We start from the raw sequence: 14,935 nt of genomic DNA, 5'->3' as shown, positions 1-14,935 counted from the left end.
ATGGCGCTCAGGCGGATCACCCTGCGTGATTTTGTGATCGTTCAGGCGCTGGAGCTTGAACTGGGCTCCGGCTTCACCGTGCTGACCGGAGAAACCGGCGCCGGCAAGTCGATCCTGATTGATGCCCTGCAATTGGTGCTGGGCTCCCGTTCGGATGCGGGCGTGGTTCGCGAGGGCGCAAGCAAGGCCGACCTGTGTGCGGAATTCGACTGCCCGGCCCATGTTCACCCCTGGCTGGAGGAAGCGGGCTTCGACATCGATGACCTGCTGCTCTTGCGCCGCACCGTGGACGCGCAGGGTAAAAGCCGGGCATGGATCAATGGAACGCCCGCCACTGCGGCGCAACTGCGGACGCTGGGCGACAGCCTCCTGGACATTCATGGCCAGCATGCGTGGCAGAGCCTCACGCGGCCTGACTCCGTGCGCGGGCTGCTCGACGCATTTGCAGGAGTGCGCACCGCAGAGACCACCGCACGCTGGGCCCAATGGCGTGCGGACCAGAAGGCCCTGCAACAGGCGCGCCAGGCGCAGGCCACGCTGCAGCAGGAACGTGAGCGCCTGCAGTGGCAGATCAGCGAGGTGGACAAGCTGGCCCCCGCCAATGGCGAATGGGAAGAGCTCGACGCCCAGCACAAGCGCCTCTCGCACGCGCAGGCCCTGCTGGAAGGCGCGGAGGGCGCGATCCAGACCCTGCAGGACGACGAGGCCGGGGCGCTCGCTGGGCTCGCGCGCGCGCACGCCCTCCTGCAAAGCCAGGAACATATTGAGCCCGAGTTCGCCAATCTTGCGGACATCCTCTCCTCCAGCCTCGCGCAGGCGAGCGATGTCGTGCACTCGCTGCAGCTGTACCTGAGGCATGCGGAGATCGACCCACAGCGCCTGGCAGAACTCGACGCGCGCATATCGCTCTGGATGACTCTGGCGCGCAGGTACAAGCGCACTCCCGCAGAGTTGCCTGCCCTGCTCGCAGGCTGGAAGGAAGACATGCGCCGCCTGGATGCGGCCACCGATCTGGAGCAGCTGCAGGCCGCGGAAGCCTCCAGCGCCAAGGCCTACCAGGCATCGGCGCGGTCTCTGTCACTGGGCCGCGCAAAGGCAGCTCCCCGGCTGTCCCAGGCCATCACGCTGGCCATGCAGGGCCTTGGCATGGAAGGAGGGAAATTCGAGGTGTCCGTCACCAAAGCGCAGGAGCCTTCAGCCCATGGCATCGACGACGTCGTCTTCCTCGTGGCCGGCCATCCCGGCATGACCCCCAAACCCATCGGCAAAGTGGCGTCGGGGGGCGAGCTGTCGCGCATCTCCCTTGCCATCTCGGTGACGACCAGCGAATTGGGCATGGCGCCCACGCTCATCTTTGACGAAGTGGACTCCGGTGTCGGCGGTGCGGTGGCCGAAACCGTGGGACGCCTCATGCAGCAACTGGGCAGCAACCGGCAGGTGCTCGCAGTCACCCATCTGCCCCAGGTGGCAGCCTGCGCCCACCATCACCTGAAGGTTTCCAAGCGCAAGAGCCCACAAGGCACCACCAGCACCGTCCTGGCGGTTCAGGAGGAGCAACGTGTCGCGGAGATCGCCCGCATGCTGGGAGGGGAACGCTCCACGGGCACGACACTCGCCCACGCACGGGAAATGCTGGATATCGCTGCCGCAACTTCGGAAGGAAACGGCTGATGGCGCTCGAAATCGTCCTCATCACCGGCATGTCGGGCTCCGGAAAATCCGTGGCGCTGCATGCCCTGGAAGACGCTGGGTACTACTGCGTGGACAACCTGCCGCCCGAACTGTTGCCTGCCTTCGTGGCACTGGAGCACCGCCACCACGGGAACCGCGTTGCCATCGCAATGGACGTCCGCAGCGCCACATCCTTGCACCAGGTGCCGCAGGAGCTCCATAGGCTCAGGAGCCAGGGTGTGCTGGTGCAATCCATTTTTCTGGATGCAACGATCGACACCCTGGTGCGGCGCTTTTCGGAAACACGGCGACGCCACCCACTGTCGCACGACGACCTCCAGCAGGGGCGCAAGGCGCTGGTGCAGATCATCGAACTGGAGCGTGAGCTGCTGGCCGAGCTGCGAGAGCAGTCGCATGTGATCGACACGAGCACGATACGGGCCTCGCAACTGCAAAGCTACGTCAAGAGCTTGATCGTCACGGCCCGGGGGCAGATGACCCTGGTGTTTCAATCCTTTGCGTTCAAGCGCGGCATACCGATGGACGCGGACTACGTCTTCGATGTTCGGATGCTGCCCAATCCGCACTATGAGCCCTCATTGCGTGACCTGACCGGGCTGGACGAGCCTGTTGCCCACTTCCTGCGCCAGCAGCCCGACGTCTCGTTAATGCAGGCGCACATCGAGCAGTTCCTTGCGCACTGGCTGGAAATGCTTGACCGCAACCACCGCAGCTACGTTACCGTGGCCATAGGCTGCACCGGTGGCCAGCACCGCTCGGTCTATCTGGTGGAGCGCCTCGCCGAGGTTCTGAACAGCCGCTGGACCGCACTGAAGAGGCACCGGGAACTGGATGGGCGGTAAGGCGCGGTAACGCGCACACCCCCCACCCCCATCACCAAAGCTGCGCCTGCGTCGAATCAAGCAGCTTGCGGATAGGCGCCGGCAGGCCGATGGAGTGCCATTCGTCGGCACCAAACCACCCGCCGTCTTCCGTGGGACGCTCTGCAATGTCCCCCGCGACCAGAACGGGATGAAGATGCAGATCCCTGTGCGTCAGCACGTGAAGAAACGGCTGCAGCTCATTGCAGGAAATGCGGGACGCATCGCCCAAAGACGCGACACAGCCCATGAGAGAGGCACCGTCGGCAAATACCGGAACGCAGTGCATTCCCGCCCAGATGCCAGCCGCCGGACGACGCTGCAACCAAACCCGGCCCCCGGGATTTCGAAGCACGAGCAGTTGCCAGGATTCTGAACGGCGCACCAGCCTGCGCGTCTTGACGGGATAACGCTCCGCGTCGCCGGCCCTGGACGCTGCGCAGCCGCTTGCCAGGGGGCACTGCCCGCAGCGCGGCATTTTTGGAGTACAGACCGAGGCGCCCAGATCCATGAGCCCCTGCGTGTAGCGGGGCATGGCAGCATGCAGATTTTTCCTGGGGAGCAGTGCCTGCGCCTCCTCCCACAACAGACGTTCATTTCCTGCCGACGCCAGATCCTTGTCGAACCCGAGCAGGCGCGTGAGCACCCTGCGGACATTGGCATCCAGAATGGGGACTCGCTCAGAAAAACAGAAGGCTGCGATCGCTCCCGCCGTGGACCGGCCAATCCCCGGCAAAGTCGCCAGCACTGCGGCAGTGTCGGGAAATACGCCCCCATGTTCGGCGACCACCTGCTGGGCGCAGCGATGCAGGTTGCGGGCACGGGTGTAGTAGCCCAGCCCGCTCCACAGCCCCATCACTTCGTCCTGCCCGGCCTGGGCCAGCGCCCTCACATCGGGGAAACGCGCAAGAAAGCGCGCGTAGTAGTCGAGAACCGTGGCAACCTGGGTTTGCTGCAGCATGATTTCCGACAGCCAGACCCTATACGGATCACGTGTTTGCTGCCAGGGCAGATGGTTGCGCCCGTGCGTCGACTGCCATGCGACCACGCGCTCCGCCACGCTCCCGTGCTCCGTGGCGCTCATGCCGAGACAGGATGGCTGCTGTCGGTGGTCGCGGATTCCAGTCCCGGCAGGGCAATGAGCTTCGCGGTCAGTTCCTGCAGCCTGTGCTCCAGCTGAACCAGCTCGTCCTCGCTCGACTCTATTTCCGCGATGCGCTCCACCAAGCCACTGGCCGCATGCTGTATGCGATCGACGGCTTCGATGCGGCGCGCAAAACTGCGGCGACGTTCACGCAATTGGGCATCCAGCTGGGCGGTGGCGGATTTGCTCCACAGTTCCAGATCGTTCGCTGCGGACTCGTACACGGTACGCAGCCGCATGGCCAAGGCCCGCACCAGGCGTTCCGCGAACTCGGGCTGTGCCAGCTTCAGCGCATTGCCCATGCCGAGGTACTGCAGATGGCTTTGTTCGATCTGGTTCAGATCGTGCGTGAAATGCTCCAGCTGGGGGGCTGAAGGCACTTGAAGGGAAAAACCGAACTCGGCATTGAGTTGCCTGAACGTTCCACCCAGCATGGCCTGGATCTCGGTGCCCGATGCCTGTGCCTTGTCCAGTGTGCCGCGCAGTTTGTCGAAGGTCTGGACATAAATTTTCTTGACCCCCAGCTTGAGCCCCTTCTGTTGCAGCGTCTGCGCCAGTTCAGAGAGTTCCGCCTTGAGCGCCTTGGCGCCCAGTTGCTGGAACACGTCACGGAGAAGCTTGAGGTGAACAGCGCGCACCGCCTGTATCTTGGTCGTGCTCAGGTCGAATTCGCGCTGCTCCTGCTCGACGCGGTGGCGCATCGATTCGATCACCGATGCGTTCTTGCCACGGAGGCTGCGCAACTCGGCCATCTGGTCGTCGAGATCGCGGCGCCGGATATTGATGACGCGGGAGGTTTCAGTGCGCAGGCTGGCGACGCCATTGGCCACCGCCGCCCGCAGAATCGACTGACGCCGGCCCATGATGCCCTTGGCCAGAGCCTCTTCCAACACCGGCAGTCCGCTGGTTTCCAGCAGCAGATCGTCGGCGGTGATCTTGGCGACCAGGCCTTTCTGCGCGGACACCGGGACCACCCTCTCCAGGGGAACCCCCAGCATTTCCGCGGAAGTGCTGCACTGGCGCTCCATCTGCGCCTGCACCTGTTCGGCCGAGTTGAGCGTGTCCCACAGCGTATCGATCTTGTTCAACACCACCAGCCGGGCATCCATGCTGTCCGCTGAAATGGCCAGATGCTCGCGCCAGATGGACAGGTCGGAACGGGTCACGCCGGTGTCGGCACTCAGGATGAAAACGACCGCATGTGCCTGCGGGATGAGATTGACCGTGAGTTCGGGCTCCGCGCCCACGGCGTTCAGCCCTGGGGTATCGAGGATCACCAGCCCCTGCTTGAGCAAGGGGTGCGGAATATTGATGATGGCGTGGCGCCACATGGGCACTTCCACGAGCCCCTGGGCGTCGGGCACGGGGTTCTCATCGGTCAGGTCATCGTGCCAGAAGCCCAGTGCGCGCGCGTTGTCCAGGCTGACCTTGCGCACTTCGGCGACTTTCTCGAGCGCCTTGGCAATCTGGTCTGCGTTGCCGACGTCCAGAGGAATCTCCTGCCAGCGATCCGTTTTGACCCTCCACTCGGCCAGGCTCTGCATCTGTAGGCGGGTTTCAATCGGCAGCAACCGAAGGCTGGGCGCCACGCTGGCGTCGTAGCCGAGTTCCGTGGGGCACATGGTGGTGCGCCCCGCACTCGCAGGCATGATGCGGCGTCCATAGTCGGCAAAGAAGATCGCGTTGATCAACTCGGATTTGCCGCGCGAGAACTCGGCAACGAACGCCACCATGACCTTGTCGCTGCGAACCTGCTCCTCCAGACGGTGCAGCCGTTCCTGCACGGCAGCGTCCATGAGCTCGTGCGAAGACATCCACTCGGCCAGCCGCTTGAGTTGCTGGGCGAACTCACGCCGCCAGACGCCGTGCTGGTCGAACTGCTCGTTGAATGAAGGTCCCACTGTGCTCCCAGAGATCTATGTATGGCCTACAAGGCAGGCATATACACAAAATATAGCATCGACGGCCCACGGGCTGTCATTTGGGCCAGGCCGCGCCCCCGCTCGCCTCAGGGCCGCTGGCATGCCGGGCAAAAATAGCTGCTCCGCTGTCCTTGGCGCAGAACGCGTATCGGAGTGGCGCACACGTGGCACGGCGCTCCATCGCGCCCATAGACATTTGCCTGGGTCTGAAAGTGCCCCGCGGTGCCATCCGCATTGGAAAAGTCGCGCAATGTGCTGCCCCCCAGCTCCACCGCCCGCGCAAGCACCACGCGAATGGCTTCATGCAGTTTCCGCACCCGTGCGGGCCCAATGCGCGAAGCACTCGTGGTCGGCCGGATGCCGGCCAGGAAAAGCACTTCCGAGGCATAGATGTTGCCAACCCCCACCACAAGCCGGCCGGCCAGGAGCAACTGCTTGATGGGCATCTGGCTCTTTTTCAGCCCCGACTGGAAGGCCGCGAGAGAAAACGCTTCGGACAGAGGCTCCATGCCCAATCCCCCGAGCAACTTGGCAGCGACCGGATCCTCCTCCCCCGTGGCGTAAACCACCGCACCGAACCGGCGGGGATCATGCAGCCGCAGCGTTCCCTGGCTGGTCACCATGTCGAAGTGATCATGGACGCCCGCCGCAGGCAACCCTCGGGTGAACCGAAGGCTTCCGGACATCCCGAGGTGCAGGAGCAGGACCCCGCTGCTGGTATCGGCCAGCAGGTACTTGCCGCGACGGCGCAGGTCCACCACGTGCTGGCCTATCAGGGTCTGAGGGGGGCAACCCAGGGGCCAGCGCAGGGGTTTTCCCAGTGTGACGGCCTCGATGCGGGCGCCAGTGATGGCATCGGCCAAACTGCGGCGCGTCACTTCCACCTCGGGCAACTCAGGCATACGAAGACCCCGGCAATGGGTTAACAGGCATGGATTATTATGACCCGATGGTGCCATTTCACAGTTTTCGGATCGCCGCATTGACTACCGTTATCGCGGTAGCTGCCCACTCAGCATGGGCGCAACAGCCGGGGGGCGACGCCCCTCCCGCCACCGGCGAAGCCCCCGTGGCATCCAATCCGGCGCTGGATGCGGAATTGTTTTACGAGATTTTTCTGGGCGAGATCAGTGCGCGGACCGGTGACCCGGGTGCCGGCTACGCGTTCATGCTCGAGGCGGCACGCCGCAGCGCGGATGGACAGCTTTACCAGAGGGCAGCGGACATCGCACTGCAGTCGCGCTCGGGCGAGTACGCGCTGGCAGCCGCCAAGGCGTGGAAGGAAGCACTGCCGCAGTCACGGGAAGCCAACCGCTATGTACTCCAGATTCTGGTTGCGCTGAACCGGATTGGCGAAACCCCCGATCTGCTGCGCCAGGAGCTTGCCCAGTCCCCGCCCCGCGCCAAGGCGTCCACGCTTTCCGCACTGCCCCAGATGTACGGACGCGCGAGTGACAAGGCACTGGCGGCCAAGGTGGTGGAAGCGGCCCTTGTCGACGAACTCGCGCACCCCGCCACCGGACCGGTGGCCTGGGTGTCCCTGGGGCGCCTGCGCATGGCGGCTGGCGACAAGCCGGGAGCGCTGGACGCTGCGCGCAGGGCACAGGCCCTGGACAACGCCAACGAGGCTGCCGCCGTGCTGGCGCTCGAGCTGATGGAAGAGAACACCCCCGAGGCCGAACCCTTGGTGACACAGGCACTCGCCAAGCAGCCGGTCCCCGAGCTCAGGATGGCGTATGCCCGGGTGCTTCTGGGCTTGCAGCGCTATCCGGACGCCAGCCATCAGCTGGAATTTGTCACCAGGGACAAGCCGGAACTGGTGGAAGCATGGCTGGTGCTCGCCACCTTGCAATTCCAGGACAACCGCCTGCCCGCGTCGGAGAGTTCGCTGCAGCGCTTCATGGAACTTGTGTCGGCCTCTCCGGATGCGGACGTACGCCAGAAGGGGTTGACGCAAGCCTACTTGCTGTACGCGCAAATCGCAGAGAAGAAGCAGGATTTCGCGGCCGCCGAGGCATGGCTGGGACGCATCGACAACGTCGATGAAGTCTTCAGCGCGCAAAGCCGCCGCGCATCCCTGCTGGCGCGCCAGGGCAAGGTGGCCCAGGCGCGCGCGCTGCTGCGCAACCTGCCCGGTACGTCGGCCGAAGACAAGCGGATGAAGCTGCTGGCCGAAGTGCAATTGCTGCGCGACCTGCGACTGTACCGGGAGGCCTACGCGGTCCAGAGCGATCTCGTGGCGCTGGCGCCCGATGACGCGGAGCTGGTCTACGACCAGGCCATGCTGGCGGAGAAAGCGGGCCAACCCGAGACGATGGAACGGCTGCTGAGACAGGTCATCGCGCAAAAGCCCCAATACCATCATGCGTACAACGCGCTCGGCTACTCCCTGGCGGAGCGAGGCTTGCGCCTGGACGAAGCCAAGCAGCTGATTCTCAAGGCCATGGAGTTCGCTCCGTCGGACCCCTTCATCACGGACAGCCTGGGCTGGGTGGAATTCCGGATGGGGAACAAGGCGGAAGCGCGGCGGCACCTGGAAACCGCGTACAAGGCGCGTCCGGACGTGGAAATCGCCGCGCACCTTGGCGAGGTGCTCTGGAGTCTGGGAGACAGGGAAGCGGCCGTCAGGGTCTGGAAGGAAGGCCAGCGCGCGAGCCCCGACAACGAGACCCTCAAGGAAACACTGGCGCGCCTCGGAGTCAGCCTTTGATGCGGGGCTGGCAAACGACACCGCTGCACCCCATGGTCGGCCTTGCAGGTCTGCGGCGTTTCGCCGTGTTGCTCGCATGGCTTGCCTGCGCGTTGTGGCTGGCCGGTTGTGCGCAGCCGATGCAAAAAACCGCTCCTGAAGAAGACGCATGGAGCGGTCGCCTGGCCCTGCAAGTCGATGGGCAGGCATCGCAGTCGTTTTCCGCCATGTTCGAGCTGCGCGGCAATGCCCAGAGCGGGGGGCTTGCATTGATAAGCCCCCTGGGCAGCCGCATCGCGCAGCTGGACTGGAAGGATGGGCACGCGCAGCTCGTCAGCGCGCAGGAGACCCGCACCTCCGATTCGCTGGATGCACTGCTGCAGGATGTGACCGGCACGCGCATCCCCGTCGCGGCCCTGTTTGGCTGGCTCAAGGGCGTGCAAGCCACGGTGCCAGGCTGGAGAGCGGACCTCTCCGCCCTGGAGCAGGGGCGGCTGGTCGCGCACCGGGACGACCCCGTGCCACAGGCCACCTTGCGCATCGCCCTGACCCGCTAGCCCGCATCCCCTCCTCGCGCACCGTTTGTTGCCATGCAAGCCCTGTATGACGTGCCGGCCCCGGCCAAGCTCAACCTTTTTCTGCACGTCACAGGCCGACGCCCGGACGGCTACCACCTGCTGCAGTCGGTCTTCATGCTGGTCGACTGGTGCGACACGCTCCATTTCGAGCGCTGCGCGTCAGGCGAGATCACGCGTGAAGACATCGGTCCCGCATTGCCGGAGATAGACCTCACCATCAAGGCGGCGCGTGCCCTGCAGCAGGCCACGGGCTGCCGCCAGGGCGCGCGCATCGGCGTCTTGAAGAGCGTGCCTTCGCAAGCGGGCATGGGCGGCGGCTCGTCGGATGCCGCAACCACCTTGCTGGCCCTCAATCGGGTGTGGGGCCTGGACCTGCCGCGCACGGCACTCGAAAAGATCGGATTGACGCTGGGTGCCGACATTCCATTTTTTTTACGCGGCCACAACGCCTGGGTCGAAGGAATTGGTGAGACAATCACGCCGCTTGAGAAAGCACACCAACTGCCGCCAGCGCGCTTTGCCATCGTGAAGCCCGCAGCAGGCTTGGAGACAAAATCAATTTTTTCGTCACCAAGTTTGAAACGCGATTCAGATAGTGCTACAATCTTAGGCTTTGCTGCAGCACACTTTGACTTCGGTCGAAACGACTTGCAGCCCGTTGCCCAAGCGCTCTGTCCCGAAGTCACCGAAGCCATTGAATGGCTCAGGTCGCGAGGGTTGCAAGGCCGGATGACAGGCTCAGGCAGTGCGGTGTTTGCACAAATGTCACACGCAGTTGATTTGGACCGTGCCCCCGAGGGCTGGCAGATCAAGGCATGTGAAAATCTGATGATCCATCCTCTGGCAGGCTGGGCATCAGACGAGAATTAAGGTTCGCTGCCTTCGGCAGTTGACCTGTGTAGGGGAGTCGCCAAGCTGGTTAAGGCACCGGATTTTGATTCCGGCATGCGAAGGTTCGAATCCTTCTTCCCCTGCCAAATTTCTTTTCGCGTACGGGCTTTTTTTTCAGACTGCTGGGACGCTCATGCAAGCCAACCACCCCGACTTCATGGTTTTCACCGGCAATGCCAATCCTGGCATGGCAGCTGAAATCGCCCAACACCTCGGCACCACCCTCGGTGCAGCCGACGTGGGTCGCTTCTCCGACGGCGAAGTCACCGTAGAAATCAAACAGAACGTGCGTGCACGGGATGTTTTCGTGGTGCAGTCCACCTGCGCGCCGACCAACGAAAACCTGATGGAACTGCTGATCATGGTCGATGCGCTCAAGCGCGCGTCGGCAGAGCGGATCAGCGCCGTGATCCCCTACTTCGGCTATGCCCGCCAGGATCGCCGCCCGCGTTCCACGCGCGTGCCGATCACCGCCAAGGTGGTGGCCAACATGCTGCAGGCTGTGGGCGTTGCCCGGGTTCTGACCATGGACCTGCATGCCGACCAGATCCAGGGTTTCTTCGATATCCCCGTGGACAACATCTACGCGTCGCCCGTGCTGCTGGGTGACCTGCGCCAGAAGAACTACGAAGACCTGATCGTGGTTTCGCCCGACGTGGGTGGCGTCGTGCGGGCGCGTGCGCTCGCCAAGCAGCTCAACTGCGACCTGGCCATCATCGACAAGCGCCGCCCCAAGGCCAACGTGTCGGAAGTCATGCACGTGATCGGCGAGATCGAAGGCCGCAACTGCGTGATCATGGACGACATGATCGATACCGCCGGTACGCTGGTGAAGGCGGCCGAAGTGCTCAAGGAGCGTGGCGCCAAGAAGGTGTACGCCTACTGCACGCACCCCATTTTTTCGGGTCCTGCCATCGAACGCATCGCCAAGGGTTCCGCCCTCGACGAAGTGGTGGTGACCAACACCATCCCCTTGAGCGACAACGCCCGGGGATGCACCAAGATTCGCCAGCTCTCCGTGGCACCGCTGATCGCAGAGACGATACAGCGCATTGCCAAGGGTGAGTCGGTGATGAGTCTGTTCTCGGACCAGGACAACCTGTTCTGACGCGCTTCCCACGGGAGCGTTGCGGACCGGATTGCGTGCAGGCCTCCTTCGGGAGGCTTGCCTGTTCGAGGGCATTGCATGGGCCTGCCGCCAGGAATGGCACCGCAGGCTTTTTTCAACAGGGCAAGACTGGTCGCGGTCTGTCCTTTTCAGGAGCTAGTTATGAACTTCGTCGCTTTTGAGCGCGCCAAGCAAGGTACGGGTGCGAGCCGCCGTCTGCGCAATTCGGGCAAGACGCCTGGCATCGTCTACGGTGGCACCACCGAACCCCAACTCATCGAGGTGGACCACAACGCACTGTGGCACGCCCTCAAGAAGGAAGCTTTCCACTCCAGCGTGCTGGACATGGAAGTGGCCGGCACGACCTCCAAGGTCCTGCTGCGCGACGTGCAATACCACCCCTACAAGCAGCTCGTGCTGCACATCGACTTCCAGCGCGTGGACGAAAAGACCAAGCTGCACATGAAGGTGCCACTGCACTACAGCGGCGCTGAAGAGTCCAACGCCGTCAAGGTCGACAAGTGCATGGTCAACCCGATCGTGAACGAACTGGACGTGACCTGCATGCCTTCGGACCTGCCAGAGTTCATCGCTGTGGACCTGTCCAAGCTGGAAAAGGGCGCATCCCTGCACCTGAAGGACATCAAGCTGCCCAAGGGCGTGGTGGCCAAGGTCCGTGGTGGCCAGAACAACAACCCCGTTCTGGTGTCCGTGGTGCCTCCAGTCGTGGTCGTCGAGACCCCTGCCGAAGCAGCCCCCGCGGCCGACGCCAAGGGCAAGGGCAAGGGCAAGAAGTAATCAGCCGTCCTTCACGGACGACCCTTTGCTTCTTCCCCAAGGCCAGCGCGCTCCGGCGACGCTGGCCACAGAAACGGCCCACCCTGCGTGGGCCGTTTTCATTGGAAGACGCGGCCTGGCGGGCACCGTCCCGCTGCCGGGCAAGCCCCCCTTCCCCGGCGGAGCCGCTCCGCACCCCTTGCAGTTCGCACCACCGCCGCACACGGATAATCCCGCCCATGATCAAGCTGTTTGTAGGCCTTGGAAACCCCGGGCCAGACTACGAGGCCACCCGCCACAACGCCGGTTTCTGGTGGATCGATGCCCTGGCGCGCGAGCTCAAGGCCACGCTGGTGCCCGAGCGCAGCTACCACGGGCTGGTCGCGCGCACCACGGTGCATGGACAGAGCGTGTGGCTGCTGGAGCCGCAGACCTTCATGAACCTCTCGGGCAAGTCCGTCGCTTCGCTGGCGCGCTTCTTCAAGATCCAGCCCGAAGAAATCCTGGTGGTGCATGACGAACTGGACATTCCGCCCGGGCAGGTCAAGCTCAAGCGCGGCGGAAGCCATGCCGGGCACAACGGGCTGCGCGACATCCACGGCCAGCTGGGCTCGCCCGACTACTGGCGCCTGCGCGTGGGCATCGGCCATCCGGGCGTGAAAAGTGAAGTCGCCAACTGGGTGCTCAAGAAACCCTCGCCCGACCAGCGCACGCTGATCGAGGACAGCATCGCCCATTCCCTGAAGGCCTACCCGGCCATGCTGGCGGGGGAGATGGACAAGGCCACCTTGCTCATCCACACCACCAAGCCGCCACGCCCCAAGCCACCCCGTCCCGCGGAAGACTGACCCCCCCGGCGGCGTGGCCCTGCCCACAGGGCATGGCAGTCATTGCTATTTATTTCATAGCATCCTGCGCTTGATACACAAGCGCTTACCGCCTCCAAGGCTTGAAATCAGGCCGACGGCGCAGCCTGCAGCCGCTGGAATTTCTGCCACAGGGTTTCCCGGTTCTCCACGTGCTGCGGGTTCACGGGGATGCACGCGACGGGGCAGACTTGCACACACTGGGGCTCATCGAAGTGCCCCACGCATTCAGTGCATTTGCTCGGGTCGATCTCGTAGATCTCCTGCCCCAGGTAGATCGCCTGGTTGGGGCATTCGGGCTCGCAGACATCGCAGTTGATGCACTCGTCGGTGATCATCAGCGCCATGCGGCCTCCCTGGGCATGGAGCCGGAAGCAGGGGCCAGAAGGTACGCAGCGCAGTTCATGCTCCGTATTATCCCGCGATGGTGGCATGTGCCTTGCATGCGACACTGCAACCCACCACCGCCGACGGGGATGTTTTTACCGTTATGCTGTGTATACACATTAATTTGACGCACTCGCGCCTTCCTCCTTTTTCCTGACGCCACCCTCCCATGGGCCTGTTTTTCCTCAAACGATTCATCACCCTCCTGGCCACGCTGATCGGTGCTTCGGTCGTGGTGTTCCTGGTGCTAGAGATCCTGCCGGGCAACGCCGCCCAGATCCTGATGGGCCCCGACGCCTCTCCCGATGCCGTGGCCGCGCTGGCGGCCAAGCTGGGGCTGGATCAGCCCGCCGGCCTGCGCTACTGGAACTGGGTCAGCGGCCTGGTGGTGGGCAACATGGGCGACAGCTATGCCTACAGCTCCCCGGTTCTCGATCTGGTGCTGGAGCGCCTGGCCCTGACCGTGCCGCTGGCCCTCATGGCCATGGTCATCACCACGGTGCTGGCGCTCGCGGCGGGTGTCTACGCCGCCGCGCGCCACAACAAGCTCGGCGACGTGGGCGTGATGGGGCTGGCGCAGATCGGCATCGCCATACCCAACTTCTGGTTCGCCATCCTGCTGATCCTGCTGTTCTCCGTGAAGCTGCAATGGTTTTCCGCCGGCGGCTTCCCCGGCTGGACGGAGGACGCCGGCGGCGGCCCGCTGGAAGCCCTCAAGGCGCTGCTGCTGCCCGCCATCGCGCTGGCCGTGGTGCAGGCGGCCATCCTCGCGCGCATCACGCGCTCGGCCGTGCTGGAGGTGCTGCGCGAGGACTTCGTGCGCACCGCGCGCGCCAAGGGCCTGTCGCAGCGCGCCGCGCTCTGGGGCCACGTGCTGCGCAACGCCATGATCCCCGTGGTCACCGTCATGGGCCTGCAGTTCGCCAACCTGCTGGCCGGCACCATCGTGGTGGAGAACGTGTTCTACCTGCCAGGCCTGGGGCGCCTGATCTTCCAGTCGATTTCCAACCGCGACCTGATCGTGGTGCGCAACTGCGTGATGCTGCTCGCGGCCATGGTGGTGATCGTGAACTTCGTGGTGGACATCCTCTACGCCGTGATCGACCCCCGCGTGAAGGCTTCCGACATCTGATTCCCATGAGCGCCGCCGTGTCCACCCCCTCCTCTTCCACGCCCTCCGCCCCCGGCTGGCTGCACCGCGCCCTGCGCCACCGCAGTTTTGTCATTGGTGCTGTGCTGTCAGCGCTGCTGATCCTTGCTGCGCTGCTCTCCTTCGTCTGGACGCCCTGGTCGCCCTACGAGATGGACTTGGCCAACAAGCTGGCGAGTCCATCCGGCACCCACTGGCTGGGCACCGATGCCTTTGGCCGCGACGTAGCCTCGCTGCTGCTGGTGGGCGCGCGCAACTCCATCCTGGTGGGCGTGATCGCCGTGGGCATCGGCCTGACCATCGGCACGGCCCTGGGCCTGCTGGCCGCCGCCAAGCGCGGCTGGGTGGAAGAACTGATCATGCGGCTGGCGGACTTCACGTTCGCGTTCCCCGCCATCCTCTCGGCCATCATGATGACGGCGGTGTTCGGGGCGGGCATCGTCAATTCCATCATCGCCATCGGCATCTTCAACATCCCCACCTTCGCGCGCGTCACGCGCGCCTCGGCCAACGCCGTGTGGTCGCGCGAATACATCATGGCCTCGCGCGCCTGCGGCAAGGGCGGCTGGCGCATCACCCTCGAGCATGTGCTGCCCAACATCCTGTCGGTGCTCATCGTGCAGGCCACCATCCAGTTCGCCATCGCCATCCTGGCGGAAGCCGCCCTCTCCTACCTGGGCCTGGGCACGCAGCCACCCCAGCCTTCGTGGGGCCGCATGCTCAGCGAGGCACAGACCCTGATGTTCCAGGCGCCGCTGCTGGCCGTGTGGCCCGGCGTTGCCATCGCGCTGGCCGTGCTGGGCCTGAACCTGCTGGGCGATGGCCTGCGCGACCTGCTGGACCCCCGCCTTTCACGCAAGCGCTGATCCCG

14 protein-coding genes and 1 tRNA gene are annotated in these 14,935 nt (G+C 64.3%); 11 read left to right on the top strand and 4 right to left on the bottom strand.

The window, feature by feature from the left end; all coding sequences use genetic code 11:
- Both recN and rapZ read left to right on the top strand, forming a co-directional pair.
- The gene (recN, locus tag ACAM51_RS20425; protein WP_218341518.1) at nt 1-1,671 is read left to right on the top strand and encodes a DNA repair protein RecN; all 1,671 of its coding nucleotides are present in this window, start codon (nt 1-3) and stop codon (nt 1,669-1,671) included.
- Nucleotides 1,671-2,534 carry an RNase adapter RapZ gene (rapZ, locus tag ACAM51_RS20420; protein ID WP_218293534.1) on the top strand — a complete coding sequence of 288 codons (864 nt, stop codon included), beginning with the start codon at nt 1,671-1,673 and terminating at the stop codon, nt 2,532-2,534. The genes recN and rapZ overlap by 1 nt, the downstream gene beginning before the upstream one ends.
- 31 nt (nt 2,535-2,565) lie before the next feature.
- On the opposite strand, the gene mutY is transcribed toward rapZ, so the two are convergent.
- The 3 genes from mutY to mutM form a co-directional block, all read right to left on the bottom strand.
- Nucleotides 2,566-3,636 (bottom strand): A/G-specific adenine glycosylase, encoded by a 1,071-nt coding sequence (gene mutY / locus ACAM51_RS20415; protein ID WP_369641685.1) that lies wholly within the window; start codon nt 3,634-3,636, stop codon nt 2,566-2,568.
- Nucleotides 3,633-5,492 (bottom strand): dynamin family protein, encoded by a 1,860-nt coding sequence (locus tag ACAM51_RS20410; RefSeq protein ID WP_255591738.1) that lies wholly within the window; start codon nt 5,490-5,492, stop codon nt 3,633-3,635. The genes mutY and ACAM51_RS20410 overlap by 4 nt, the downstream gene beginning before the upstream one ends.
- 212 nt (nt 5,493-5,704) lie before the next feature.
- Entirely contained in the window at nt 5,705-6,520 is an 816-nt protein-coding gene (gene mutM, locus ACAM51_RS20405) for a bifunctional DNA-formamidopyrimidine glycosylase/DNA-(apurinic or apyrimidinic site) lyase (protein ID WP_369641684.1), read from the bottom strand.
- Nucleotides 6,521-6,549: 29 nt separating this feature from the next.
- Here mutM and ACAM51_RS20400 point away from each other — a divergent pair, with 29 nt between their 5' ends.
- The 7 genes from ACAM51_RS20400 to pth all read left to right on the top strand — a co-directional run bounded on the left by ACAM51_RS20400 (nt 6,550) and on the right by pth (nt 12,509).
- Complete coding sequence (locus tag ACAM51_RS20400) at nt 6,550-8,328, top strand: tetratricopeptide repeat protein (protein WP_218341521.1); 1,779 nt, start codon at nt 6,550-6,552, stop codon at nt 8,326-8,328.
- A 32-nt stretch (nt 8,329-8,360) separates the two neighbouring features.
- Nucleotides 8,361-8,864: a lipoprotein insertase outer membrane protein LolB gene (locus ACAM51_RS20395; RefSeq protein ID WP_218293529.1), complete on the top strand. Its 504-nt coding sequence runs from the start codon at nt 8,361-8,363 to the stop codon at nt 8,862-8,864.
- A gap of 33 nt (nt 8,865-8,897) precedes the next feature.
- Nucleotides 8,898-9,755: a 4-(cytidine 5'-diphospho)-2-C-methyl-D-erythritol kinase gene (gene ispE, locus ACAM51_RS20390; protein ID WP_369641683.1), complete on the top strand. Its 858-nt coding sequence runs from the start codon at nt 8,898-8,900 to the stop codon at nt 9,753-9,755.
- 30 nt (nt 9,756-9,785) lie between these two features.
- Nucleotides 9,786-9,862, top strand: a tRNA-Gln gene (locus ACAM51_RS20385).
- Nucleotides 9,863-9,909: 47 nt separating this feature from the next.
- The gene (locus ACAM51_RS20380) at nt 9,910-10,884 is read left to right on the top strand and encodes a ribose-phosphate pyrophosphokinase (protein ID WP_218293527.1); all 975 of its coding nucleotides are present in this window, start codon (nt 9,910-9,912) and stop codon (nt 10,882-10,884) included.
- A gap of 162 nt (nt 10,885-11,046) precedes the next feature.
- Complete coding sequence (locus tag ACAM51_RS20375; RefSeq protein WP_218293526.1) at nt 11,047-11,682, top strand: 50S ribosomal protein L25/general stress protein Ctc; 636 nt, start codon at nt 11,047-11,049, stop codon at nt 11,680-11,682.
- Between the two features lie 218 nt (nt 11,683-11,900).
- Complete coding sequence (gene pth, locus ACAM51_RS20370) at nt 11,901-12,509, top strand: aminoacyl-tRNA hydrolase (RefSeq protein ID WP_218293525.1); 609 nt, start codon at nt 11,901-11,903, stop codon at nt 12,507-12,509.
- A 107-nt stretch (nt 12,510-12,616) separates the two neighbouring features.
- On the opposite strand, the gene ACAM51_RS20365 is transcribed toward pth, so the two are convergent.
- The gene (locus ACAM51_RS20365) at nt 12,617-12,874 is read right to left on the bottom strand and encodes a YfhL family 4Fe-4S dicluster ferredoxin (protein WP_218341523.1); all 258 of its coding nucleotides are present in this window, start codon (nt 12,872-12,874) and stop codon (nt 12,617-12,619) included.
- 209 nt (nt 12,875-13,083) lie between these two features.
- Here ACAM51_RS20365 and ACAM51_RS20360 point away from each other — a divergent pair, with 209 nt between their 5' ends.
- Entirely contained in the window at nt 13,084-14,046 is a 963-nt protein-coding gene (locus ACAM51_RS20360) for an ABC transporter permease (protein ID WP_218293523.1), read from the top strand.
- A gap of 5 nt (nt 14,047-14,051) precedes the next feature.
- Nucleotides 14,052-14,930, top strand: a complete 879-nt coding sequence (locus ACAM51_RS20355; RefSeq protein ID WP_218293522.1) for an ABC transporter permease — start codon at nt 14,052-14,054, stop codon at nt 14,928-14,930.
- Nucleotides 14,931-14,935: the final 5 nt, after the last annotated feature.

This window comes from Acidovorax sp. A79, assembly GCF_041154505.1.
Taxonomy (GTDB): Bacteria; Pseudomonadota; Gammaproteobacteria; order Burkholderiales; family Burkholderiaceae_C; genus Acidovorax.
The sequence above is the reverse complement of the archived record's forward strand: the minus strand, read 5'-3'. Positions and strand labels throughout refer to the sequence as shown.